The organism is Pseudidiomarina aestuarii (genome assembly GCF_003987355.1).
GTDB classification, from domain to species: domain Bacteria; phylum Pseudomonadota; class Gammaproteobacteria; order Enterobacterales; family Alteromonadaceae; genus Pseudidiomarina; species Pseudidiomarina aestuarii.
Window position 1 is genome coordinate 506,650 of record NZ_PIPR01000001.1, and the last position, 23,119, is coordinate 529,768.

General features: G+C 47.7%; 22 protein-coding genes and 4 tRNA genes. 20 read left to right on the forward strand and 6 right to left on the reverse strand.

The window, feature by feature from the left end; translation table 11 throughout:
- Window positions 1-21: 21 nt before the first annotated feature.
- The 3 genes from CWE22_RS02320 to CWE22_RS02330 are packed head-to-tail and all read right to left on the reverse strand — an operon-like array spanning window position 22 to window position 1,450.
- A complete protein-coding gene (locus CWE22_RS02320) occupies window positions 22-381 on the reverse strand; it encodes a hypothetical protein (protein WP_169929779.1) in 360 nt (119 codons plus the stop codon).
- A 19-nt stretch (window positions 382-400) separates the two neighbouring features.
- Window positions 401-769, reverse strand: coding sequence for a DsrE family protein (locus CWE22_RS02325; RefSeq protein WP_169929780.1), 369 nt, complete (start codon window positions 767-769; stop codon window positions 401-403).
- A gap of 3 nt (window positions 770-772) precedes the next feature.
- Window positions 773-1,450, reverse strand: coding sequence for a Bax inhibitor-1/YccA family protein (locus CWE22_RS02330; protein ID WP_169929781.1), 678 nt, complete (start codon window positions 1,448-1,450; stop codon window positions 773-775).
- 194 nt (window positions 1,451-1,644) lie between these two features.
- On the opposite strand from CWE22_RS02330, the gene CWE22_RS02335 reads away from it, so the two are divergent.
- From CWE22_RS02335 to CWE22_RS02385, 11 genes are all read left to right on the forward strand, one after another.
- Window positions 1,645-1,736 (forward strand) — tRNA-Ser (locus CWE22_RS02335).
- A 127-nt stretch (window positions 1,737-1,863) separates the two neighbouring features.
- Window positions 1,864-2,655 carry a thioesterase family protein gene (locus tag CWE22_RS02340; RefSeq protein WP_244595938.1) on the forward strand — a complete coding sequence of 264 codons (792 nt, stop codon included), beginning with the start codon at window positions 1,864-1,866 and terminating at the stop codon, window positions 2,653-2,655.
- A 179-nt stretch (window positions 2,656-2,834) separates the two neighbouring features.
- Entirely contained in the window at window positions 2,835-3,491 is a 657-nt protein-coding gene (locus tag CWE22_RS02345) for a LuxR C-terminal-related transcriptional regulator (RefSeq protein WP_169929782.1), read from the forward strand.
- Window positions 3,481-5,334: an excinuclease ABC subunit UvrC gene (gene uvrC, locus CWE22_RS02350; RefSeq protein ID WP_169929783.1), complete on the forward strand. Its 1,854-nt coding sequence runs from the start codon at window positions 3,481-3,483 to the stop codon at window positions 5,332-5,334. Before CWE22_RS02345 ends, uvrC begins: the two co-directional genes overlap by 11 nt.
- Window positions 5,335-5,349: 15 nt before the next feature.
- The gene (pgsA, locus tag CWE22_RS02355; protein WP_169929784.1) at window positions 5,350-5,901 is read left to right on the forward strand and encodes a CDP-diacylglycerol--glycerol-3-phosphate 3-phosphatidyltransferase; all 552 of its coding nucleotides are present in this window, start codon (window positions 5,350-5,352) and stop codon (window positions 5,899-5,901) included.
- Between the two features lie 79 nt (window positions 5,902-5,980).
- A tRNA-Gly gene (locus CWE22_RS02360) sits at window positions 5,981-6,056 on the forward strand.
- Window positions 6,057-6,064: 8 nt separating this feature from the next.
- A tRNA-Cys gene (locus CWE22_RS02365) sits at window positions 6,065-6,138 on the forward strand.
- Between the two features lie 33 nt (window positions 6,139-6,171).
- Window positions 6,172-6,258: transfer RNA gene (locus CWE22_RS02370), tRNA-Leu, on the forward strand.
- A gap of 177 nt (window positions 6,259-6,435) precedes the next feature.
- Window positions 6,436-6,723: a hypothetical protein gene (locus CWE22_RS02375; RefSeq protein ID WP_169929785.1), complete on the forward strand. Its 288-nt coding sequence runs from the start codon at window positions 6,436-6,438 to the stop codon at window positions 6,721-6,723.
- A gap of 50 nt (window positions 6,724-6,773) precedes the next feature.
- Window positions 6,774-7,367, forward strand: coding sequence for a CBS domain-containing protein (locus CWE22_RS02380; protein WP_169929786.1), 594 nt, complete (start codon window positions 6,774-6,776; stop codon window positions 7,365-7,367).
- Between the two features lie 52 nt (window positions 7,368-7,419).
- Window positions 7,420-8,922 carry an FMN-binding glutamate synthase family protein gene (locus tag CWE22_RS02385; RefSeq protein ID WP_169929787.1) on the forward strand — a complete coding sequence of 501 codons (1,503 nt, stop codon included), beginning with the start codon at window positions 7,420-7,422 and terminating at the stop codon, window positions 8,920-8,922.
- A 4-nt stretch (window positions 8,923-8,926) separates the two neighbouring features.
- On the opposite strand, the gene CWE22_RS02390 is transcribed toward CWE22_RS02385, so the two are convergent.
- On the reverse strand, window positions 8,927-9,820 hold the full coding sequence (locus CWE22_RS02390) for a LysR family transcriptional regulator (protein WP_169929788.1): 894 nt from the start codon (window positions 9,818-9,820) through the stop codon (window positions 8,927-8,929).
- A gap of 77 nt (window positions 9,821-9,897) precedes the next feature.
- On the opposite strand from CWE22_RS02390, the gene CWE22_RS02395 reads away from it, so the two are divergent.
- The 3 genes from CWE22_RS02395 (at window position 9,898) to CWE22_RS02405 (ending at window position 12,316) form a co-directional block, all read left to right on the forward strand.
- On the forward strand, window positions 9,898-10,563 hold the full coding sequence (locus tag CWE22_RS02395; RefSeq protein ID WP_169929789.1) for a LysE family translocator: 666 nt from the start codon (window positions 9,898-9,900) through the stop codon (window positions 10,561-10,563).
- Between the two features lie 69 nt (window positions 10,564-10,632).
- Entirely contained in the window at window positions 10,633-11,514 is an 882-nt protein-coding gene (locus CWE22_RS02400) for a 6-carboxytetrahydropterin synthase (protein WP_169929790.1), read from the forward strand.
- Window positions 11,507-12,316, forward strand: a complete 810-nt coding sequence (locus tag CWE22_RS02405; RefSeq protein ID WP_169929791.1) for a M23 family metallopeptidase — start codon at window positions 11,507-11,509, stop codon at window positions 12,314-12,316. Before CWE22_RS02400 ends, CWE22_RS02405 begins: the two co-directional genes overlap by 8 nt.
- On the opposite strand, the gene CWE22_RS02410 is transcribed toward CWE22_RS02405, so the two are convergent.
- Window positions 12,309-14,081, reverse strand: coding sequence for a M61 family metallopeptidase (locus tag CWE22_RS02410; protein WP_169929792.1), 1,773 nt, complete (start codon window positions 14,079-14,081; stop codon window positions 12,309-12,311). The genes CWE22_RS02405 and CWE22_RS02410 overlap by 8 nt on opposite strands.
- A 186-nt stretch (window positions 14,082-14,267) precedes the next feature.
- Between CWE22_RS02410 and CWE22_RS02415 the strand changes: the two genes are divergently transcribed.
- Genes CWE22_RS02415 through CWE22_RS02425 form a run of 3 tightly spaced genes read left to right on the forward strand, consistent with a single transcriptional unit; the run spans window position 14,268 to window position 17,027 of the window.
- On the forward strand, window positions 14,268-15,341 hold the full coding sequence (locus CWE22_RS02415) for a sensor histidine kinase (RefSeq protein ID WP_169931001.1): 1,074 nt from the start codon (window positions 14,268-14,270) through the stop codon (window positions 15,339-15,341).
- Window positions 15,338-16,165, forward strand: coding sequence for a LytR/AlgR family response regulator transcription factor (locus tag CWE22_RS02420; RefSeq protein WP_169929793.1), 828 nt, complete (start codon window positions 15,338-15,340; stop codon window positions 16,163-16,165). The genes CWE22_RS02415 and CWE22_RS02420 overlap by 4 nt, the downstream gene beginning before the upstream one ends.
- Window positions 16,166-16,175: 10 nt before the next feature.
- Window positions 16,176-17,027: a DUF6279 family lipoprotein gene (locus CWE22_RS02425; RefSeq protein WP_169929794.1), complete on the forward strand. Its 852-nt coding sequence runs from the start codon at window positions 16,176-16,178 to the stop codon at window positions 17,025-17,027.
- Between the two features lie 3 nt (window positions 17,028-17,030).
- Here CWE22_RS02425 and pyk read toward each other — a convergent pair whose 3' ends face one another.
- Complete coding sequence (gene pyk / locus CWE22_RS02430) at window positions 17,031-18,467, reverse strand: pyruvate kinase (RefSeq protein WP_169929795.1); 1,437 nt, start codon at window positions 18,465-18,467, stop codon at window positions 17,031-17,033.
- A gap of 147 nt (window positions 18,468-18,614) precedes the next feature.
- On the opposite strand from pyk, the gene CWE22_RS02435 reads away from it, so the two are divergent.
- The 3 genes from CWE22_RS02435 (at window position 18,615) to CWE22_RS02445 (ending at window position 23,022) form a co-directional block, all read left to right on the forward strand.
- Entirely contained in the window at window positions 18,615-20,060 is a 1,446-nt protein-coding gene (locus CWE22_RS02435; RefSeq protein ID WP_169929796.1) for a glyceraldehyde-3-phosphate dehydrogenase, read from the forward strand.
- Between the two features lie 99 nt (window positions 20,061-20,159).
- Window positions 20,160-21,290: a M14 family metallopeptidase gene (locus CWE22_RS02440; RefSeq protein ID WP_169929797.1), complete on the forward strand. Its 1,131-nt coding sequence runs from the start codon at window positions 20,160-20,162 to the stop codon at window positions 21,288-21,290.
- A 46-nt stretch (window positions 21,291-21,336) separates the two neighbouring features.
- On the forward strand, window positions 21,337-23,022 hold the full coding sequence (locus CWE22_RS02445; protein ID WP_169929798.1) for an alanine/glycine:cation symporter family protein: 1,686 nt from the start codon (window positions 21,337-21,339) through the stop codon (window positions 23,020-23,022).
- Window positions 23,023-23,119 lie beyond the last annotated feature (97 nt).

A 23,119-nucleotide genomic window follows, 5' to 3' on the forward strand; every position in this document is an offset into this window, starting at 1 on the left:
TTGATTCACCGAGCTAAGGCGTTAGTAGCGAAGAATGGAGGGCAATAGCTGTAATTGCAGCGCCCACTCATCGTCTTCGATCACTTGAACGGGTAGGACAAGGTCGTCTGGATTGAGTTGGTGGAGTTCCAGATCATTTCGAGAAACCCAGACCGCTGGACAATCAAACAGCTCTAAAATGCGAAAGCGCTTATGCAGTGATTGGCGTTGCTGCTCACTGTCACGGAAACAGTCATGATTTGGGGCTAACAATAAGATCGCGGGGCCTGCTAGCAGTAACTGTGGATTTAAATCGAGTGACGCCAAACCCAAAGCCATATCTTGACCAGCCCAAGTACGCTTGGTTGCGGGGTACTCTGTGAACAAGATGGCGGTCGTCATTACTAACCTCAAAACTGGACTAAAATTGCAAGACTCGATTCGCGCGTGCTGCCGCCTGCGCAAACTCAGTGACTCCGGCGCCGATAAAGCCAACTGCTATATCCTCTCTCTGGAGGCCGAATTCACGTTCAGCGATAGTGGCACAATACACCAAGTCAAAGTCGTGTTGTTGAGCAAGCTGTTGCCATAGTTGCTGAGTCGTTTTCAGTAACGGATCGTGTAGATCACACCGAGCTAACTGCACAGCATCTTGATAAAAGAACACCTGCAAAATCTGGTGCCCTGAAAGCAGAGCAGCCTGCGCGTAATGATACGCTAACAGGCTGCTTTGTTGGAGCGGGACGCCTTCATCAAGGGATTGATGAAGCGCTAGAACGAGAGCCGCCACGGCTTACTCGTCACCACCACCAAATGCCATCAAAATATGGATGAGGCTTAAAAAGATATTGTATAGCGATACAAACAAGGTCACGGTTGCGAGTACATAATTACGCTCGCCACCATGAATGATTGCACTGGTTTGCATTAAAATGGCACCTGCAGAGAACAGGATAAAGACTGCAGACAAGGCTAAGCCTAAAGCAGGAATGTTCAGGAACAGGTTCGCAATAAACATGACGATAATGGCGACAAAACCTGCCATCATCATGCCGCCTAAAAATGACATGTCCTTTTTAGTGGTCAATACATAGGCTGATAAAGCAAAGAAAATCAACGCAGTGCCACCAAGAGCCATCATGATGATTTCTTGTCCCGCAGGTCCAATAGCACTAATCATGCCTAAAATAGGACCCAACGTGTATCCCATAAAACCAGTTAAGGCGAAAGTGAGGACCAGTCCCATACTACTGTTGGCAGTTTTATGAACAGCAAACAGCAACCCATAAAAACCAACCAATGTAATAATCAGTCCTGGATGTGGGAGTCCCATGGCTGCTGAGAGATACGCTGTGAACGCACTGAATGCCAGCGTTAAGCCCAACAACATATAGGTGTTACGTAGTACCTTGTTGGTTTGTAGAATCGACTCACTTGTTTGTGTGGTCGAAATGTGAGCTTGGTTACTCATGGATATCTCCGTGTTGTTGTAATAGCACTAGTCTACCGCAAAAATGGTGGTGACAAGCAAGGTTTTCAAGTGTTTTTGCGGTCGATCTGATTAAAATGACAGCAAACAAACCAATTGGTTTCAATTTTTGCTTTACAAGCGAGTTTTGGCTCTTTATCATTCGCTTCGTCTTGAGGCACAGCCTCGAAGACTGCGGAGAGATGGCAGAGTCCGGTTTAATGCACCTGACTTGAAATCAGGCGTGGGTTTGCGCCCACCGGGGGTTCGAATCCCTCTCTCTCCGCCACTATTCAAGAAGCCCGCTGCTAACCCCAGCGGGCTTTTTACTTTCTCGCATCGCGTTCATCCAGTCTCACTTCTTTTTTCAACGAATCTTAGTATAATCAAACGCACGTTTGAATTTTTAGGGTTTGATGATGCAATTTACGGATATTATCAACGGTATTACGTCAGCAGCAAAACAAAAGATCGACCTCCCGTCAGGTTGGGGGCAAGGACGCGCATTGTTTGGTGGGCTTACCGCTGGTATCGCTTGGCAGCATGCTCAACATGGCGCAGCGGCCGAACAGGATTTACGTGCGTTAACTATCTCTTTCGTGGCGCCGGTGCAACCGGGTGCTGCCGAATTACATCGACGGATCCTTCGTGAAGGGAAGAATGTTACCCAAATTGCAGTCGAAATTATTCAAGAAGATAACGTTGTCCTCTCAGCGCTGGCAACCTATGGACGTTCACGTCAGTCGGCAGTCACCATTACTGATATGCCCACTGCCAGTATTCCCCCGAAAGAGCAGGGACCTGCATTTCCCAATCATCCATTGATACCTGAATTTACCCATTTTTTTGATTACCGAGTGAGTGTAGGCGGTTTGCCATTCTCTGGTAACAAGTCACGCAGTTTTGGTGGTTGGATGCGGTTTCGAGACGAACAGCAACCGATTACGATTGGTAGTTTTTTAGGATTAGTCGATGCGTGGCCTCCAGCGCTCTTACAACACCTGAAAGAACCTGCACCCGCTAGCTCATTAACGTGGACGATTGAATTTCCAGCGCCATTACCCGCGTGCTCAACGCACGATTGGTGGCAGTATGAAGCCTACATTGACCACGCAGCCGATGGTTATGGACATACGCACGCTCACATATGGGATTATACAGGGAAACTTGTTGCAATTAGTCGACAAACAGTGACAGTTTTCGGGTAATCAACGCCAAACGTGTTGCTATATGTCCGATTTTATGGTGCATAATACATTTTTTGAACAAAAGGCGAGCAATTGAGATAAAAATGCAACATTTAACTTGATAAGTGTTTAGATGTGAGTCATACATGAACTCCTCTGGAATGGTTCCAGAGTTTATACAACTACAAGGAAGTGTCAGTATGACTGACTTCATCATCGCTATTTCTAGCGATCTTGTGCGGGCTGGGATGTACGCCACTCTAAAAAGTAATAACTATCGAGTAGTAGCAAGCGTAAGCACGCTACAGCAGTTGCGCGATGAAGCAAAATCGTACCCTTATGCAACCGTTATTTTAGGAAGCCACTTCGGCGGTGACGGTACGATTGAGACATGGAAGCGTCTCCAACGTCGACATGACGGTCTACAGTTGCTGCTGTGGGCACGGCATTTTCAAGATGTACTCGACTTTCAATGTAATCTTAAACAGGTCGATGGCTATTTACTTGAGAATGCAAACTACGATGTTTTTCTCGAAGCCTGTGCTTCGGTGAATCGTGGCCAGATGTATGTGGCTCAAGCAGTCGCAGAATATTTTGCGAAGAATCCACGCCGCCAACAGCAGGTCCGTGTTTTACAATCATTGAGTGATCGAGAGTTACAAGTCACGCAAATGATTGGCCGGGGCCTACGGGTGGCCGATATCGCGAAGTCGCTTAATATCAGTTCGAAAACAGTCAATACGTTTCGTTATCGTATTTTTCAGAAGTTAGCGATTCGGGGAGATGTAGAACTGACCCATCTTGCGTTACAATCCGGTTTAATCGAGCTCGATTTTGCCGGAACTAATGACGACTAAACCATTTGACTCAAAGGACTTTTTAAAAAACCTGACTCATCAATCTGGCGTGTACCGCATGTTTGATGAGTCAGGCGAAGTGATTTATGTGGGTAAGGCGAAAGATCTCCGTAAACGTGTCGGTAGCTACTTTCGCGAAAAAGTCGATCGCCCAAAGACCCAAACACTTGTTGCACAAATCCATTCGATGGATGTCACCGTCACGAATTCCGAAGCGGAAGCTCTGATTCTCGAGAATAATTTCATCAAGAAGTATCGCCCGCGCTATAACGTGCTGCTGCGAGACGATAAATCCTATCCCTTTATTTTTGTATCTGGACATCAACATCCACGCCTCGCTTTTCATCGGGGTAGCCGGCGCGAGAAAGGCGACTACTTCGGTCCATTCCCCAACGGTTCAGCGGTTCGTGAAAGTTTGCGCTTGATGCAGAAGCTCTTTCCCGTTCGGCAGTGTGAGGATTCCTATTACCGTGCTCGCAGTCGTCCCTGTCTGCAGTATCAGTTGCAGCGCTGTCTAGCGCCCTGTGTTGAGGGCTATACGACCGACGCCGAGTACAGTGAACAAGTTCAATTGGCAAAAGCCTTCTTGCAGGGGCGTAATCAACAGGTCATCGATCAGTTGGTCGTGCGAATGGAAGAAGCCAGCAATGAATTACAATTTGAAAAGGCGGCGCGCTATCGAGATCAAATATCTGCCTTGCGTAAAATTCAAGAACGGAACGCGGTCACCGGCAATCAGCAAGAGCTGGATGTTATCGGTTATGTGCGACGTGGTGGTATTGCGGCAGTCCATCTGCTCTTCATTCGCGAGGGTGCAGTGCAGGGCAGTCGTTCGTATTTTCCGCGAGTACCTCCGGATACCGATGATAGTGAGATACTGCTCTCATTCATGTTGCAGTTCTATTTAAATACGTCTCTGGGCCGACGTTTACCACGAGAGATTATTCTGCCAGAGGCCAACGCCACGCAATTACTCGATCCAGAACAAGATTTGGAATTACTAGAAGCTGCACTCGTGCAAAAGGTGCGGATCACAAACAAAGTTCGCGGTGAACGGAAGCAGTATCAAGTCTTAGCCCAGAAAAACGCTCTGAATGCACTAGAGAGCAAAATGAATCAAGCCTCGACGGCATTAATGCGAACGCAATGTCTGGAAGCAGTCCTTGATTTAGGTATTTCAATTCAGCGGATGGAATGTTTCGACATCAGCCACACTATGGGCCAAGAAACAGTCGCAAGTTGTGTTGTCTTTGATCAACAAGGCCCTAAAAAGAGTGATTACCGGCGTTTTAATATTAAAGGTATTACTCCAGGTGATGATTATGCGGCCATGGCGCAAGCGCTTGCCAAGCGTTACGACCCAGTGAAGGATGATACGAGCGACGCTGCAGTTTTACCTGATATTTTGTTCATCGATGGAGGTAAGGGCCAGCTTAGTATGGCTGAGCAGTACTTTGCCGATTGGGGAAGTCGTGCGCCGCTATTGATTGGTGTCGCCAAGGGCGAAAGCCGTACACCGGGCTTAGAGACTTTGATTATTGCGGGCAGTCATCAAACCATTCCTCTCAAGGGCGATGATCCAGCACTGCATTTAGTTCAGCATATTCGCGACGAGTCGCATCGATTTGCCATTACGGGACATCGACAACGGCGTGCAAAGGTGCGGCGGACCTCGCGTTTAGAGGATATTCCGGGGATTGGCGCCAAGCGACGGCAAAAGATATTACAAAATCTCGGTGGATTACATGAAGTGAAACAAGCTAGTATTGAGCAACTTGCCGCCGTACCCGGCATCAGCCGAGACATGGCAGAAACCATTTACCATGCGTTTCGTGATGAATAAAGGATAATTGCAGTAATGACCTGGAATGTACCCAACCTCCTGACACTGTTCCGGCTTGCGCTGATTCCGGTGTTTTTAATTATTTATTATATTCCCGGACAAGATGCTCACTTTTGGGCTGCTTTTGTTTTTGCTCTGGCGGCTATCACAGATTTTTTTGACGGCTACATTGCGCGTCGTTTTAACCAATTTACCAAGTTCGGTGCATTTTTAGACCCAGTGGCTGATAAGGTGATGGTTGCTGCATCTCTCGTGGTGGTCGTAGAAGATTACGCGACTTGGTGGGTGAGCATCCCAGCTCTAGCGATTATCAGCCGTGAATTGGTCGTTTCTGCGCTACGTGAATGGATGGCACAAATTGGTCGCCAAGAACAAGTCAAAGTATCAAATTTAGGAAAGTACAAGACCATTGCACAAATGGTGGCGATCACAGGTCTTATTTGGGAGGCAAACACCTTCGTGATTGTGACTGCGGCGATATTATTGTACGTGGCGTTTGTTCTGACGCTGTGGTCCATGTGGGCATATTTACGTGCTGCATGGGCAGATTTGAGCGAAGTGGATTAAAAATAGCCAAACGGTACTCAGAAAGGCAAAAAATCGTTGATTTTGAGGAAATAGCCAGTAGAATGCCTCGGCACTGGATGCGGGAATAGCTCAGCTGGTAGAGCACAACCTTGCCAAGGTTGGGGTCGCGAGTTCGAATCTCGTTTCCCGCTCCAAATTCAATGGCGGGTTGGCAGAGTGGCTATGCAGCGGATTGCAAATCCGTGGACCTCGGTTCGACTCCGGGACCCGCCTCCATTGAATGTTTGAACTCAGTCAATCCTCATGATTGCCCGGGTGGTGAAATTGGTAGACACAAGGGATTTAAAATCCCTCGCTGGTAACAGCGTGCCGGTTCAAGTCCGGCCCCGGGCACCATCTCAAAAATAATTTTAGTTTGTTACACTCCGGCTATTGCTTTTCGTCATACTCAGCGCAATATAAAAGACTGGTTAACAGTGAATAGTTAACAGTGAATAGCAGAGCGGAGAGCGAGACCATCTTTTCTATTCACCGTTCGCTATTAACCATTCACTTATCTGAGTTGAGGGTTCGATGGGTTGGTTGCGATTTAGTTTATTTGTTCTGATCCCGGGATTGTTACTCGGCGCTTCGCATGCCTCCACGTTGACCCCGCAGGGTGATGGTTATCTCCAACAATCGGCAGCAAGCACTGCGTCCTGTCAAAGCCAGACGAATGCCGACGATTCTGATGTTGTTATTATCGTATCGCGTCAAGCTACTGTGGCGTTGCCCGACTGTTTGGTTGCCGCTCCCTGTGCTAGCGCTGATACGCCGTTCTATTTAGTTTCCCAAGCACGCGCGCCCCCCACTTTTCTCTAATCGAATTCCGCGCCAACGCGCATCATCATTGTTCGAATAGAGAGGAAGTTATGTCTGATTTTCATCAATTGACGTGGACCAAGCCGTCTTCGTTACAACGCTTAGCCGTTGCACCCGCTAAGGCACAAAACCTAATTGATTGGCATGAGTCGGCGTTAAAAGTGGCAGAGTCATTTGCCGAAAAGCCGCCATTGCAGTTGCCACAATCGTTAACCCTACCCGAGGTGGAGCGAGAAATGTATGAGCATGGCGTACGATACGCATGTATCCATGATGCTCAAGGGGAATGGGTTGGCATGATGCAAGCACGCGAATTACACAGCCGACACAGTACAGCGGTCGCTGGTCTGCTCCAATTAAACTGGAGTGAGTTGCAAGTTCAGTACGTCATGCAGTCGATTAAAGCGTTACCGGTGTTAACCTATCAGCAGGTCAAGACCGCTCAAATCGGCGATATTGCGGCAACCTTACAAGCTGCGGGTCGTGACTTTGCCTTAGTTGAAAAGTCCGGTGAACTGTGGGGCTTGATATCGTCCATGACGATTTTACAACGAACCGGTGAGTCAATTCGCTTGTATCCTAAAGCAACTACCTTCGTGGAAGTTTTCAGTGCGTTACGCCACCCCGAAATAGCTGACAACTGAGTATTGTCAGCGTACAGTAGCCCTATAAGATATTGCTTGTGGGGCTATTTTTATGACATTCGACCAATCAACGCTGCTGATTATTGTGCAATGGCTGGTGAGCTTATTTGTACTTGCAATCATGCTCGGCGTTCTGTGCATTGGCATCATGTATGTCGTTGATAAAACTCAAACGAAACACACGATTCGCCATAATTTTCCGGTTATTGGTCGGTTCCGTTACGTTTTTGAGAATCTCGGGGAGTTTTTTCGTCAGTATTTCTTCGCGATGGATCGAGAGGAAATGCCATTTAATCGAGCCCAACGGAGTTGGGTTTATCGAGCTGCCAAAAATGCCGATCGAAACTTAGCATTCGGCTCGACCCGTGATCTAACCAAGCAGGGCACCATTATCTTTGCAAATAGTCCATTCCCGCCGCAAGAAGAGGAGCAGACAAAGCCCGAGCCAATCACTATCGGTCCTTTCTGTAAAGAACCCTACGCTCCGCGATCCTATTTTCATATCTCGGGTATGAGTTATGGTTCGTTATCACCAGTAGCGCTCAAGGCGTTATCAAACGGTGCTCAGCAAGCGGGTTGCTGGTTAAATACGGGCGAGGGTGGTTTGAGTGCCTACCATTTGGATGGTAACTGTGACATCGTTTTTCAAATTGGTACTGCCAAATATGGCGTTCGCGATAAAGACGGCAATCTGAACGAATTACGGTTACGAGAACTCGCCACTGATCAACGGATTAAAATGTTTGAAGTGAAACTGAGTCAAGGTGCCAAACCCGGCAAAGGTGGTATTTTGCCGGCTATCAAGGTGAACAAGGAAATAGCCGAAATTCGGGGTATTCCTGAGGGACAAGACTCTATTAGTCCGAATCGGCATCGTGATATTAGTAATAATGTAGAATTACTCGACTTTATCCATCGCGTGCGGTCGATTACGGATAAACCTGTGGGTGTGAAGTTTGTGCTGGGCGACCCTGACTCACTGGATAACCTGATTTCGACGATTCTCGAGCGCGGCGAAGCATCGGCACCTGATTTTATTACCTTAGACAGTGCTGATGGCGGCACCGGCTCTGCACCGCAACCACTGATGGACTATGTCGGGTTAAAGCTCACCGAGAGCCTGCCAATTTTGATTGATAAACTCACTGCTGCGGGATTAAAAGACCGTATTCGCGTCATCGCGTCGGGTAAAATGATCACGCCCGCTGATGTGGCTTGGGCCATTGCTATTGGTGCTGATTTTGTCGTATCTGCGCGTGGATTTATGTTTGCGTTAGGCTGTATTCAAGCGATGCAATGCAACAAGAATACTTGTCCGACCGGAGTAACGACCCACGATCCAAAACTGCAGCGAGGCTTAAATCCAATGGATAAAGCGACACGGGTGGCTAATTACCATAAATACCTCGAGTATGGCGTCAATATCATCGCTCATTCTTGTGGTGTTTCCGATCCTCGAAAACTGAATCGTCAGCATGCCCGAGTTGTCACCAATACTGGCGATACGGTGAGTTTAGCTCAACGTTATCCGCTCCCTCAGCCGCCGAAGAAGTAATGTTTTAGGCGCGCTGAATACGAGCTTCAAGCCATTTAATAAAGGCAACCAGTGCAACAGGTTGGCGCTGACGTGAGCGAATGGAGGCGATGACAGGTTGGGGTAATTGCACCTGTTGGCTGGCCAATTGACTGACGTCTCGCAACGATGGATGACTCAAAAATAAGCGGTCCAATAGCGTCATTTGACTGCTCCCGGTCAACAAATCAACCGCGATATTGCTATTCGACACTGGAATCGTGCTGAGCTGTTTCGTTAATTCTACATTTGCTTCACTAAATGCTCGCCAGTAGGGGCTTTCCAGATCAACCAACCAAGCCTGCTGCTGGGCATGCATCTCGTCGATAGGTTGCATACATATCGGCACGTAAGTGGGCTGATACAGCGGCGTTTGCCGAATCGATTTTTCCCGTAATTTGCCGTAATGGATTGCGAGGTCGAGTGTTTCATGTTGCAACTGCGTCGCAATATCCGCACGTTCATGACTATCTGGAAATAATGAATGCGTGCTAAAGTACAAGCGTATATGCGGATAAACACTATAAAAATCAGGGAGACGCGAGGCGAGCCACCAACGGAGAAAGCTCTCTGGAACCGCAATTCGAAGCGTCGTTAATTCGTCATCTCCAACCGTTCGACTGCGGTTGACCACACGGTCCAATTCTCGAAAAATACGCTGTAGTTCAGGCGCTAGAACGAGGCCCGCAGGTGTCAGCGCATGAACTCGATTATCGCGTTGAAAGAGCCGTGTGCCGAGTTGTTCCTCGAGGTTTTGAATTTGCCGGGTAATCGCCGACTGCGAAACGCCAAGTTGTTGTGCAGCAGCCTTAAATGAATGGGCTTGCGCTGCAACGGTAAAAACACGAAGTGCATTTAGAGACGGTGATTTAGCAGACATACGAACTCACAATTTAGAATTTGAATTAACTAAAAGTAAACCTAGTCCAAAGTAAACCCAGAGGGCAATGAACGCAAATGATTTTAACCGAATTTTTAACTATTGCCGTGCTACATTTTTTAGCAGTAGTAAGCCCAGGGCCGGACTATGCTGTTGTTACGCGTTACAGTATTAGTGAAGGGCGTCGAGTCGGCCGCTGGGTTGCCGTAGGTATTGGCTTCGGCATTTTGCTTCATGTCGCTTATTCCTTGCTGGGGGTTACACTGATTATTCACCGTTATACGTCAGTCTATTTGACACTATTGGCGGTTGGAGCTGGGTATTTGGGCTGGTTAGGCTGGCAGGCTATCCAAGCGCAAGCACGCGAGCCGCTGCCGATTGATGCCGCGCCGCCAGAAGGAACAACGTCGCCACGCAAGGCATTCTGGATTGGTTTTATGACCAATGGGCTCAATGTAAAAGCGACGCTGTTTTTCTTGGCGATCTTTACAACAGTGATAGCACCGCAAACAGCTACCTTAGTAAAAGCCGGTTATGGTGTTTATATGGCTGTGGCAACAGGCGTGTGGTTTGTCACATTGGCAACGTTAATCACTTGGCAGCCTTTTTACCGCTGGTTGTGGCGTTTTAGCCACTGGATTGATCGCGCTATGGGGCTTGCATTACTGGCATTTAGCGCACATTTAATCTGGACGCTCCTGCAAATTTTAACCGGTTCAGAAAGCACTCCAGTCGTTTCTTAGCGGGTCTAAATTGGTGTATACTAGCGCGCTAATCCCCGCAGTGGGTAAGTTAAGGATTCGAGTATTCGCATGCAGTTATTTGTCAATGATTTGACCGTGATCGATTTTTCATATTTGTGTCCCGAACGAGGCATCGTCGGGGAAAGTTGGATCGTCGATATTATTTTGGATGGTTCTTTAAACGAACAATCGATGGTGTTGGACTTCGGTCGCGTTAAAAAACAAATCAAGCGAATCATCGACGGAGCCGTTGATCATAAGCTTGCGGTACCTGCTGAGCATGCCTATACCCAAGTAACGCACGATGCCGACGACACCTGTTATTGGGTTGATTTTATGCGCCCAAATCAAAAATCGATTCACTTGTTTTGTCCAGCTGACGCATTCGCTTTTATTGACGCCGAAGCGGTGACTATAGCAACAGTTACTGACTACTTGCGGGCCGTGATTCAGCGCGAGTTACCGGATAATGTCGATGGTTTGTCATTATTGCTGAGAGCAGAGGACATTCCTGGGGCGTTTTACCATTACACCCATGGTCTGAAAAAGCACGATGGCAACTGTCAGCGGATTGCTCATGGACATCGTTCTCGACTTTACATTGCGCTTGATGATGCGCGTCAACCTCAGCTTGAAGCAGAGTGGGCGCAACGTTGGCAAGACATTTATTTGGGTTCGCAAGAGGATGTGAAGCCCATTAACGCATTGCAACGTTCCACTGCAGCGGCGAATTGCACTGAGAAAACGCACGTCGGTTATAGTTATGTGGCCGATCAGGGACTATTTGAATTGTTAGTTCCAGAATCTGAAAATTACGTCATACCGACAGACTCGACCGTTGAATGTATAGCTGAATATCTGGCGCAACAAGTCAAGTCTGCTCATCCTACTGCAAAAGTTACCGTAACTGGCTTTGAAGGAGTCGGAAAAGGAGCGATTGGTTATGCTTAGACGCATGGTTCTCATCAGTTTGATGCTCGCGAGTCCCACAGTGTTTGCGCAAACGATTGAGTTACGCGGCGCAGCAGCTCCGGGTGGACTAATGATTGGTAAAGTTGATGCGGACACTCAGGTGTTCTTTAAAGAGCAAGAGCTCCCTAAAACTCCAGCTGGATATGTCGTGTTCGGGTTTGGACGCGACGACACTGGCGTTCATGAACTGCGACTTCGTCAGAAAGACGGACAAGAACGAGTTGAGCAAATCACACTTGCAGCGCGTGAGTATAAAATCGACCGTGTCGAAGGTGTTCCGCAAGAAACGGTCACGCCTGATCCAAGACAGGTCCAACGAGCTCGAGAAGAAGCGGAACGGGTGTGGTTGGCGCGCAATCAAACGAGCACTCGCACGGACTTTTTGACGCCATTAATCATGCCAGCAGAAGGCCGAATCAGCGGTGTCTACGGCAGCCAACGGATTTTCAATGGAACGCCGCGTAATCCGCATTACGGACTCGATATTGCAGCACCCACAGGTTCACCTGTGAATGCGCCTTGGTCGGGTAAGGTAGTGTTCGCTGATCCTGATTTGTTTTATTCAGGAGGCACACTCATCTTAGATCACGGGTATGGTGTAACAAGCACCTATATTCATCTGCATAAACTTCACGTAGAAGTTGGACAAGAGGTCGAGCAGGGTGAGTTTATCGCAGAAATCGGTGCAACCGGTCGTGTAACGGGACCACACTTAGATTGGCGAATAAATTGGGGTCATGAGCGCCTAGACCCGGCGCTCGCCCTAGAACATTTTAAGTAATTCGTAACCAAGTTTTCGCTTTGTCCGTATCGGTCACTTTTAAGATTCGGTTGTTGGCTTTAGGCGCTTGGAAACATAGTTCCAACTGTAGTAGCTCATCTCTTCTGAATGCATGAACAGTGACCGTTTGTTCGGGTTTAAAACGTTCCAGCACCTCACGAATCGTCGTATCAGTAACCTGCAAATAATCGATGGCAATGATTCGATCAAACGCACTCAAGCCGGCCTGATGAGCCGCTTCATCATGGTAGACCACTTGGAGCTCAAGACCACTCCCCGACGCTTTATATTTTGCACCTAGAGCGACAGGGAGCTTTTGCGGGCTGACTTTGCCGCCGAACGTATTGTCATCAGCCGCCACTTCAGCACTCAGCGTGACACCAAAACTGGCTAGTAGCTCGTCCAACGGTAGCGGTTCAGTTGTGTTCAACGCGCGCTCTAAAAAACTGTGCACATTCACGTTGTATTGCGCTTGCAAAAACGACACCAACGTTGATTCTTCGGTACCCACGCCCGTTTTGCCATACCGCAACCAAAGTTCACGCATAACGTCTGCAAACGTGACTTGCTGATCTGTTTGCTGACGAATCAACAAATCCAAACATAATGTGATCAGTGCGCCTTTGGTGTAGTAACTCACTATAGCGTTCGGTGAATTTTCGTCCTGTTTATAGTACTTGGTCCACGCATGCAGCGACGACTCAGTGACTGTTTGGTGCTCTACACCTTTGCCACGATATACACGAGCAATGGTATCACCTAACAGACCGAGGTAGGTGGGTGCATCAATAAGCCCAGCTTGATGAAGAACATAATCGTCGTAGTATGAGGTGACCCCTTCATAGAACCATAATTGTCGCGTGTAATTCTCTTGTTCTAATTGGTAGGGAATAAACTCTTTCGGTTTCAAAGATTTCACGTTCCAGCTGTGGAAATACTCATGGCTACACAAACTCAGAAACGTTCGGTAATCGTTATCTATCAGGGTTTTACCTGGAGCGGGGAGATCTTTACGACTACATAGCAACGCGGTTGAATTGCGATGCTCTAAACCGCCAAAACCTTTGCCAACCACCATGGACATGAACAGGTAGTGCTGGAACGGTGGCTCATTGCCAAATAGTTTGATTTGATACTCGCATATACGCGCTAAATCGCCACAAATACGCTCCAAATCCGCATACTGCCGGCCAGCCAAAACGAGACTGTGTTTCACGCCACCCGCAATAAACTCGCCGATCGCTAAATCGCCCATCAGAACGGGGTGATCCAGTAATTCGTCATAGGTTTGTGCGCTAAAACGACCCGCTTCAAAAACTTCACCAGAGAGTCGTTGTAACCCAGTTGCAATCCGCCACTGCGGATATTGATGTGGTGTTTCAATAGTGATTTCACACGGAGTTTCGAGGAATCCGTCTACACCCAGGCACAAACTCGAGTGGTTGTAAAAGCCAAATTGTTGATCCAGATAAGCGGTTCGGACTGACAGATCGAATGCATACACCTGATATGTCACGGTCAACACGCCTTGGTGGGGCGGTAGTTGCCAGGTTTGTTTATCGACCGCAACGACGGGAACGGACTGACCCGCGCAGCTGGCTTGGATACCAATTAGGTGCCGAGCAAAGTCACGAATCATATAGCTTCCTGGTATCCATGCTGGCAGGCGCAACCGAGTGCCTTCAGGCTGGTCGTGATCGAGTGTTATCGTAACCTCGAACAAATGAGCATAAACATCGCGGGGAACAATATGATACTGCAGCATGAGAACCTCGTATTTGGGCGTCACTGAGCAGACGCACTCACTATCGAAGATGTTATGCTAGCATGTCTCCAACACGCTATATAGCAGTTCGTTTGCGGTAAAGTGCGATGATCCTCATCGGTAAAAGCGTATAATTTGAAACCAAGAAGCCAATAAGAATAGGTGGCGAACAGCCAAATCTAAATGATGCAGTGGAAAACTATTTTAGAAGACCGGAATCGCTTTTTCTGGGTCCTGCAGGGCGCTGGCTGGAGTGGTTATGCGTTAGTACACTACATTGGCTCACTCATGCATGAAATGCGTGACATCTATGCGCTAGTGCTGATCCTCGGAGCTTATGCCGGCTTTCTCTTGACCGTGCCATTGCGTTATATGTACCGCCGCATTTGGGATTCACCACCCTGGTCACTGATCCTCATTGTGCTGGCAGCATCCTACGCCATGGCCGCCTTGTGGGCTGTGGTCGACAACGCAACGTACTGGGAAATCTACAAGTTTGGATTCCGTCCAGAGAGCAATTGGTTCTATTTTAAGAATACCATTGCCAAGTTCTACATCATGTTGAGTTGGAGTGGTTTGTACTTTGGCATTAAGTACTACCAAATGCTGCAAGACGAGAAACAGAAAGCATTGATGGCCACCTCGATGGCGCATCAAGCACAATTAAAAATGTTGCGGTATCAACTAAATCCACATTTCTTATTTAATACTCTGAACGCGATTTCTACACTAATTTTGGTGAAAGAAAATGAGTTAGCCAATCGAATGATGTCAAAACTCAGCCTCTTTCTGCGTTTCTCGTTAGATAATGAGCCCATTAAAAAAATACCTTTGGCACGTGAAATAGACGCTCTGATGCTGTACCTCGATATTGAAAAGGTTCGTTTTGATGAACGCTTAAACGTAACCATTGATTGTTCGAAGGAATCAGAAAGCGCCTTGGTACCCAGTCTGTTTTTGCAACCTTTGATCGAAAATTCAATCAAGTACGCGATTGCTCGGTTAGAGCAGGGTGGTGAAATTATTGTCTCAGCAAAGCGCTTTGGTTCCGATCTGCTCATTCGCGTTGAGGACAACGGTCCAGGCGCCAAGATTCCAGTGGACCAAATGATTGATAGCGGTGGTGTCGGGCTTGCGAACACCCGAGATCGACTTCAAGCCTTGTATGGAAAGAATTACTCATTTACAGTAACCAACAATGAACCCCACGGGTTACGCATCGATATTCGGATCCCTTTCGAACAGGTTGAGACGGCATGAGTAAAACAATTCGGACCTTAGTCGTTGACGACGAGTCGTTGGCGCGACGCGGTCTCGTTGTGCGACTTCAGGACTTTCCAGAAGTCGAGTTAATGGATGAGTGTGCGAGTGCGCGTCAAGCTTTGCAACTCATTGGTGAGCTGCAGCCTGATTTGGTCTTTTTAGATATCCAAATGCCCGGCATGAATGGTTTTGAATTGCTTCGTGAAGTACAAGCTCAAGGGTACAAAATGCCGTTGATCGTATTCGTCACCGCCTATGACCAATATGCCATTAAAGCCTTTGAAGTGCGCGCGATCGATTATTTATTAAAACCCGTTGACCACGAGCGTCTTGCGACTAGTTTGGCGCGAATTGGAAAAACTCTCGAATTGCGTGAACAAGAATCACAACATGAACGTATCTTAAACCTATTAGCCGATGCGACTGGTGAAGACTGCGAGGAAATTCTCAAACGTCTGGCTAGCGGCGAAGAGATAGGTTCAGCGCGATATCCTGAGCACATTGCAATCAAGGAGAGTGGCGAGATTACTCGAGTGGCCATCAATTCGATCGAGTGGGTTGATGCGGCGGGTGATTACATGTGCATCCATGCCAGTAATGAAACTCACATTCTCCGCCGGACGATGAAAGAGCTTGAAGAAGAACTGAATCCGCAACGGTTTCAACGTATTCATCGTTCAGCTATTGTGAATCTCGACCAAGTCGAAAAATTGTGCAGCCGTCAAAATGGCGAATATCATCTTGTCTTACGTAATGGCAAGGAACTTAAAGTGAGCCGCAGCTACAAAGATCGCATCAAGAAATTAATTCTCAATCCGTAAGGATGTCTTTATGCGTAAGTGGTTCGCTGTCGTTACTGGGTTGGTGCTGCTGACTGGGTGCTCGACTCAACTTGGCTATAAGTTTGCAGATACGCTGATTGAGTGGCGGCTTTCTGAATACGTCAATTTAACTTCCGAACAAGAACAACGCATTGATCCTGCGATCGATGAGCTTCACCTGTGGCACGCTCGCAGCGAACTTCCTCTTTACCGACAACAATTAATGACATTACGGCAGCGAATCGCGAACGATGAGCTAGTCGAAGTGGATATGCAGTTGCTCCTGAATGATGCCTATAGCCTGTGGGATCGTATTCGTTATCAAGTTGAACCCTATGCGCAAGAGTATCTGCCCATGTTGTCCGCCGAACAGCGGCAACAGGTTTATGAAAAACTCGCCGAACAATTAGACGAACGGCGTGAACGTGTTGCGGAACGGACACAGGAAGAAGCCTACCAACGTACACAAGAGCGACTCGAAGAAAACGTCGAAAGTTGGCTAGGATCTATTCGGAGTGGGCAGCGACGTTACCTAGCTCGCTGGTTACAAGAGCGGGATGACATGCGACTCGATTGGTTGGAATACAATGAGCGTGTGCACATTGAATTGCGTGATGTCCTCGAAAATACCGATGGGGAAGTCTATCAAACGCGGTTGCGAGAGCTGATTTTAAACCCGCAGCAATTTCGCTCGGAACGGCTGCAAAGCCAATTGGTGGTCAATCAGGCCGCGACTGCGACACTGATGTTTGAACTCTATCAATCGATGGATGACCGGCAACGTCGCCATCTATTGCGAAAAATAGATGGCTACATTGCTGATTTAGATGATTTGATAGCCTACTACGAAGACAACGAATAGACCTTATTTGACTTCGATAATTTTACAAGTGTTGGTAGAACCTACGGTTTCCATGACATCGCCATGCGTCAAAATCACCAAATCGCCAGCGCTCAAATGCCCACGCAGTTTGATCTCGTTGATCGCATCATTCACAAGCTGCTCAGGCTTACTCTTGGTCGAATCAAAAGCAATCGGGTAAACGCCACGATATAAGGCACAACGAGCGCGACTTTCAGCATGGCGAGACAGAGAAAAAATCGGTAACTGCGAGGTTATACGTGACATCAGTTTTGCTGTCGAGCCTGATTCGGTGAGGGCGATAATTGCCTTCACGCCCGTCAAATGCGTCGCTGCATACATCGCTGTAATGGCGGTAGCTTCTTGAATATTATTGAAAGTTTCATCCAAATCTTTGCGATCTAGAGCCGTGCTTGGGTGCGTTTCTGCGCCCAAACAGATTTCGGCCATCGCTTTTACCGTCGCAATCGGATGTTTCCCAGCAGCAGTTTCCGCTGACAACATCACCGCATCGGTGCCGTCGAGTACCGCGTTCGCAACGTCCATCACTTCTGCTCGCGTTGGCATTGGACTCTCGATCATCGACTCCATCATCTGCGTAGCTGTAATCACAACCTTATTGCACTGACGTGAGCGGTCAATAATGCGTTTCTGTTTACCCACCAACTGCGCATCACCAATTTCAACACCGAGATCACCTCGAGCCACCATAACCGCATCGGATGCGCGGATAATATCATCCAGCGCTTGATCGGTTGCGACCGCCTCAGCACGCTCAATTTTCGCACAAATCAAACCTTTACCACCGGCATCACGCAACAACCGACGTGCCTCATGAATGTCAGCGCTGGTGCGAGGGAACGATACGGCCAAGTAATCCACACCAATTTGCGCCGCAGTTTTGATATCCGCGAGATCTTTCTCAGTGAGTGCACCAGCGGAAAGACCACCACCGAGTCGATTAATTCCCTTATTGTTGGAGAGCCGTCCACCGACAACAACGGTAGTCGTAATTTGGTTACCCGAGACGTCTTCGACGACTAGTCGAACACGACCATCATCCAGTAATAAGATATCGCCGGCATTTACATCTTGTGGCAATTCTTTGTAATCAATCCCGACGCGTTGCTGATCTCCAGCATCTTTTGCTAAGTCAGCATCCAACACAAAGACGTCGCCTTCATCAAGCGTGATGGCATCATTCGTGAATTTAGAAATTCGGATTTTAGGCCCCTGGAGGTCGCCTAATATAGCGACATGAGTCCCTAAGCGCTGCGCTATTTCTCGAACTTGCTGCGCGCGTTGAATGTGATCATCGGCTTTACCATGCGAAAAATTCATCCGTACCACATTTGCGCCAGCTTTGATTAATGCTTCGAGTACATCGGGGCGGTCAGTCGCGGGGCCTAAGGTAGTGACGATCTTGGTACGGCGTAACATGAATAACTCCTCAAATGAAAGTGCTTACATTATATCACGGTGCGCTCAGGGTTACAGACCTTGTAGCACTACTTGCCGCTTTTCAGTACAATAGCGCCCAATTTTTACAGTTATATTGACCTATCCACTGTTAATAAAGGTAACCGCATGAGTGATCAGCCGCAGGATTTGACTCTAACTAGTTGGCAGGAACGCCAAGAATACGCAGAAATGATGCAACCTTTAATTGGTCGTCTGTACCGTAACTACGGCGTCGAGATACTCGTATACGGTCGTTCACTGCTGAATGTCGATACTATCAACATCATTAAAGCACACCGCTTGATCCGTCGCCATGAGGGCATCAAGTTAAGGTTACGCGAGAGCTTCCCGTTTATCGAAGCCTTGAGCAAAATGAAGCTTGCACCAGCGCGTGTCGACTTAGGGAAACTTGCGTTTAATTATCTTCATAAAGGCGCCGCAAACGGTGATTCAGTTGAATCATATCTGCAACGTGAATTGGTCGATATCATCGATAAAGTGGACGAAATTCCGGCGCAAGACATCGTGCTATATGGTTTTGGCCGTATCGGTCGTTTGTTAGCACGACTGCTGATTGAGCGTAATGGCAGCAATAACAAAATGCGCTTGCGCGCAATCGTTGTCCGCGGCGGTCGTGATGGTGATTTGGAGAAACGTGCCAGTTTATTGCGTCGTGACTCCGTTCACGGTGCATTCAACGGCTCGATCACAGTGGACTATGAAAACTCTGCCATTCGTGCCAACGGCACCAGTATTAAAGTGATTTACAGCGATGGTCCCGATCAAGTGGATTACACTCAATACGGTATCAATGACGCTATTGTGATTGATAACACCGGTATTTGGAAAGATGAAGCTGGCTTAGGTTTGCACCTGAAATCGAAAGGTGTCAAAAAAGTTTTACTCACTGCTCCAGCGAAAGGCGATATTAAAAATATTGTCTACGGCGTCAATCATCAGGATTTATTGCCGAACGATTTGATTGTGTGTGCGGCAAGTTGTACTACCAACGCAATTACTCCAGTACTGAAAGTAATCAATGATGAGTATGGTATTCGCAACGGGCATGTCGAAACCGTTCATTCCTACACCAATGACCAGAACCTCATCGATAACTATCACAAGGCCGAACGTCGCGGTCGCTCGGCTGCATTGAACATGGTTCTGACCTCCACGGGTGCTGCCAAAGCGGTGGCAAAGGCGCTGCCTGAGCTATCTGGAAAGTTAACCGGTAATGCTATTCGAGTGCCGACCCCCAACGTCTCTATGGCAATCATGAACCTGAACTTAGAAAAGTCGACTAGCAAAGATGAAATCAACGCATTCTTGCGTGACACGGCGCTACATTCTGAATTCCAAGCGCAAATCGACTTTACTGCGTCAACTGAGATCGTTTCGACTGACTTAGTCGGCTCTCGCTATGCAGGTGTTGTTGATTCACAAGCAACCATTGTTGATGGTGACCGGGCAGTGCTCTATGTTTGGTATGACAACGAGTTTGGCTATAGCTGCCAAGTCGTTCGTGTTGCTGAGCAAATGGCAGGGCAACAACTGCTCAACCTACCGAAATAATTGTGAAGAAGCGCCTTTCGGCGCTTTTTCTCTTTTTAAAGGTTGGCGATCGGTTAAAGTTTAAGCACACTACTAAGAATGATTATAAAAGGTACTAGCATGTTGATAACGGCACAATTTGACAGTGGCAACATAGATATCCTCGAGGCCGCTGATTCGAGTAATATCCGCCTCTCGATTCGTAAAGACAATCAATCTGATTTCTATCAATGGTTTCACTTTAAACTTTACGGTGAAGCCGGCGTTGAACACGTCATGCATATTGAGAATGCAGGACAGTCTGCTTATCCAGACGGCTGGAAAGACTACTGCGCGGTAGCTTCCTATGACCGTGACGTCTGGTTCCGAGTGCCAACGGAGTTTGATGGAAAGACGCTAACTATCCGTCATGAACTCGATCAAGAAAGCTGTTACTACGCTTACTTCACGCCATATTCCTACGAGCGTCATCAAGATTTGATTCAATGGGCCCAGCAATCCACATTGTGTGAGCATGTGTTGTTGGGACAAACATTAGATGGTCGTGACATGAATTTGCTCGTCATTGGCGAGCCCAGTGAAGAGAAGCAAAAAATTTGGGTCACCGCACGCCAACACCCTGGTGAGTCTATGGCCGAGTGGTTTATTGAAGGCTTACTTGGACGTTTGCTCGACGATGAAGACGGAGCCGTGCGGAAACTCCTGCAAAACAACGTGTTTTATGTAGTTCCAAATATGAATCCGGATGGCAGTGTGCGTGGTCATTTGCGCACGAACGCCGTTGGTGTCAATTTGAATCGTGAATGGGAACAGCCATCACTTGCACAAAGCCCTGAGGTCTATCACGTGCTGAAAGCCATGGACCAAACGGGAGTCGATATGTATTTAGACATTCACGGGGACGAAAATTTACCGTATAACTTTGTAGCAGGTGCAGAGGGTGTGCCATCCTTCAATGAAGCCATGGATGCTCTCGGTAATCGTTTTAAAGCAGCTTTAGTTGCGATTACCCCTGAATTTCAGACTGAGTTTGGCTATGATGTTGATGCGCCTGGCGAGGCCAATATGACCGTAGCTAGTAATGCGGTAGCTGAGCGTTTTCAGTGTCTGGCATTTACCTTAGAAATGCCGTTTAAAGATAACGCCAACTTGCCAGATGCCGATTTCGGTTGGTCAGCCAACCGCAGTCAACAATTGGGTGCTGATGTAATCAGTGCTATCTATGCAGTAGCGGATGACCTGCGCGCATAAGCGCGTCGAGTCATAATAATAACGATAATAAGGCGAGGGGGTCTCCTTGGAAGCCATCAATAACTTCTTACTGCTGCTTGACAGCTATCTTGGATCAGCCGGCTGGTTCCCATATGTACTTTTGGGTGTCGGTGTGTTTTTTACGTTGTATTTGGGTTTTCCCCAAATTCGCTTCTTCAAACATGCTTGGAAAGTGGTCACTGGCCGTTTTGATAAAAAGGGCGCACAGGGTGATACCAGCCATTTCCAAGCATTATCGACAGCTTTATCTGGAACGGTCGGTACCGGCAACATCGGTGGTGTTGCACTCGCAATTTTCCTCGGCGGCCCCGCGGCATTATTCTGGATGTGGATTACTGCATTTTTGGGTATGACCACCAAATTTGTCGAGGTCACTTTATCGCATAAGTATCGTGTGCAAACTGAAGACGGCACGATGGCTGGCGGCCCCATGTATTACATGGATCGCCGATTGAATATGAAATGGCTTGCGGTGATCTTTGCAATTGCGACGATTATCAGTTCATTCGGCACGGGCAACATGCCACAGATCAACAACATCGCGCAAAGCATGGAAATGAGCTTCGGCTTAGACCCAATGCTTACCGGTGGCATACTCGCCATTTTATTGGCGTTGGTCATTATCGGTGGTATTAGTCGAATTGCTGCTGTGACCTCGAAGATCGTGCCTATTATGGGTGTGCTGTACATTATTGGCTCACTGAGCGTTATCTTGTTTAACCTTGACCAAATTGGACCGTCATTTGCAGCGATTTTCTCGAACGCATTTACGGGTTCTGCTGCTACGGGTGGATTCCTTGGTGCGACGTTTGCTTATGCCTTTAACCGTGGTGTGAACCGCGGCCTGTTTTCGAACGAAGCAGGGCAAGGTTCAGCGCCTATTGCACACGCGTCAGCGCGGGCAGATGAGCCGGTATCAGAAGGTATGGTTTCTATTCTCGAACCCTTCATCGATACCATTGTCATCTGTACGTTAACCGGTCTGGTTATTCTGTCTTCAGGAGTCTGGTCGGAAAAGCATGAGAATACCTTCTCGCGAACTGATTTAGAAATTGTATCGGGCGCTTATGTTGACACCAATGAAGCCGATCGTACTGCGCTATATCATTATCTGAACGGCACCGAGGAGAACACGATCGAGAAGTACACCGGTACTATCGCGGTTGAGAACGGTAAAGCGGTATCGAATGGTTACACCATTCTGCACGCTCGCTCAGTTGCTGAAAATGTGCGCTTTATTGTTGCTGGCGAAGATCCATACACGGGTACGCTGCGCATCGATAATGGACAACTTCGAAAAGAAGACATTGTGATTGTCGGCGACTCTTTAGTTCATTCCGCAGCATTGACATCCCTGGCATTCGGTAAGGGTTTCTTGGGTGATATGGGTGAATATATCGTCCCTATCAGTTTGTTGTTGTTCGCGTTCTCGACAGCCATTGCTTGGTCCTACTATGGAGACCGCGCAGTAGTGTACTTGTTTGGCCAGCGCGGCGTCATGCCATATCGAATCATTTATGTGGCGGGTTTCTTTGTCGCATCTTTCGCCGATACAACTCTGGTTTGGACCTTGTCCTATGTGGCTATCGTCTTGATGACATTACCGAATTTGCTCGGCATCGTACTGTTACGCCGTGAAATGAAAGACACGGTGAAAGCGTACTGGCAAGACTTCGACGCAGAACAATCGAAGAAGAAAGAATCAGAGTAACAACCTGATTTAATAAAAAGTACTTGTGTAAACCCGCTTTTGGCGGGTTTACTTATTTTCAGATGTTCGCTTGCGAGACTTGAAATATAAAGTGGAT

Bases quoted from the DNA above. Each gene is read 5' to 3' on its own strand.
- CWE22_RS02440 (WP_169929797.1), top strand. From the start codon at position 20,160: ATGTTGATAACGGCACAATTTGACAGTGGCAACATAGATATCCTCGAG.
- CWE22_RS02405 (WP_169929791.1), top strand. From the start codon at position 11,507: ATGCTTAGACGCATGGTTCTCATCAGTTTGATGCTCGCGAGTCCCACA.
- CWE22_RS02330 (WP_169929781.1), bottom strand. From the start codon at position 1,450: ATGAGTAACCAAGCTCACATTTCGACCACACAAACAAGTGAGTCGATT.
- CWE22_RS02390 (WP_169929788.1), bottom strand. From the start codon at position 9,820: ATGTCTGCTAAATCACCGTCTCTAAATGCACTTCGTGTTTTTACCGTT.
- CWE22_RS02380 (WP_169929786.1), top strand. From the start codon at position 6,774: ATGTCTGATTTTCATCAATTGACGTGGACCAAGCCGTCTTCGTTACAA.
- pgsA (WP_169929784.1), top strand. From the start codon at position 5,350: ATGACCTGGAATGTACCCAACCTCCTGACACTGTTCCGGCTTGCGCTG.
- CWE22_RS02385 (WP_169929787.1), top strand. From the start codon at position 7,420: ATGACATTCGACCAATCAACGCTGCTGATTATTGTGCAATGGCTGGTG.
- CWE22_RS02340 (WP_244595938.1), top strand. From the start codon at position 1,864: ATGATGCAATTTACGGATATTATCAACGGTATTACGTCAGCAGCAAAA.
- CWE22_RS02410 (WP_169929792.1), bottom strand. From the start codon at position 14,081: ATGCTGCAGTATCATATTGTTCCCCGCGATGTTTATGCTCATTTGTTC.
- CWE22_RS02395 (WP_169929789.1), top strand. From the start codon at position 9,898: ATGATTTTAACCGAATTTTTAACTATTGCCGTGCTACATTTTTTAGCA.
- CWE22_RS02400 (WP_169929790.1), top strand. From the start codon at position 10,633: ATGCAGTTATTTGTCAATGATTTGACCGTGATCGATTTTTCATATTTG.
- CWE22_RS02320 (WP_169929779.1), bottom strand. From the start codon at position 381: ATGACGACCGCCATCTTGTTCACAGAGTACCCCGCAACCAAGCGTACT.
- CWE22_RS02435 (WP_169929796.1), top strand. From the start codon at position 18,615: ATGAGTGATCAGCCGCAGGATTTGACTCTAACTAGTTGGCAGGAACGC.
- CWE22_RS02345 (WP_169929782.1), top strand. From the start codon at position 2,835: ATGACTGACTTCATCATCGCTATTTCTAGCGATCTTGTGCGGGCTGGG.
- CWE22_RS02425 (WP_169929794.1), top strand. From the start codon at position 16,176: ATGCGTAAGTGGTTCGCTGTCGTTACTGGGTTGGTGCTGCTGACTGGG.
- pyk (WP_169929795.1), bottom strand. From the start codon at position 18,467: ATGTTACGCCGTACCAAGATCGTCACTACCTTAGGCCCCGCGACTGAC.
- uvrC (WP_169929783.1), top strand. From the start codon at position 3,481: ATGACGACTAAACCATTTGACTCAAAGGACTTTTTAAAAAACCTGACT.
- CWE22_RS02375 (WP_169929785.1), top strand. From the start codon at position 6,436: ATGGGTTGGTTGCGATTTAGTTTATTTGTTCTGATCCCGGGATTGTTA.
- CWE22_RS02420 (WP_169929793.1), top strand. From the start codon at position 15,338: ATGAGTAAAACAATTCGGACCTTAGTCGTTGACGACGAGTCGTTGGCG.
- CWE22_RS02415 (WP_169931001.1), top strand. From the start codon at position 14,268: ATGCAGTGGAAAACTATTTTAGAAGACCGGAATCGCTTTTTCTGGGTC.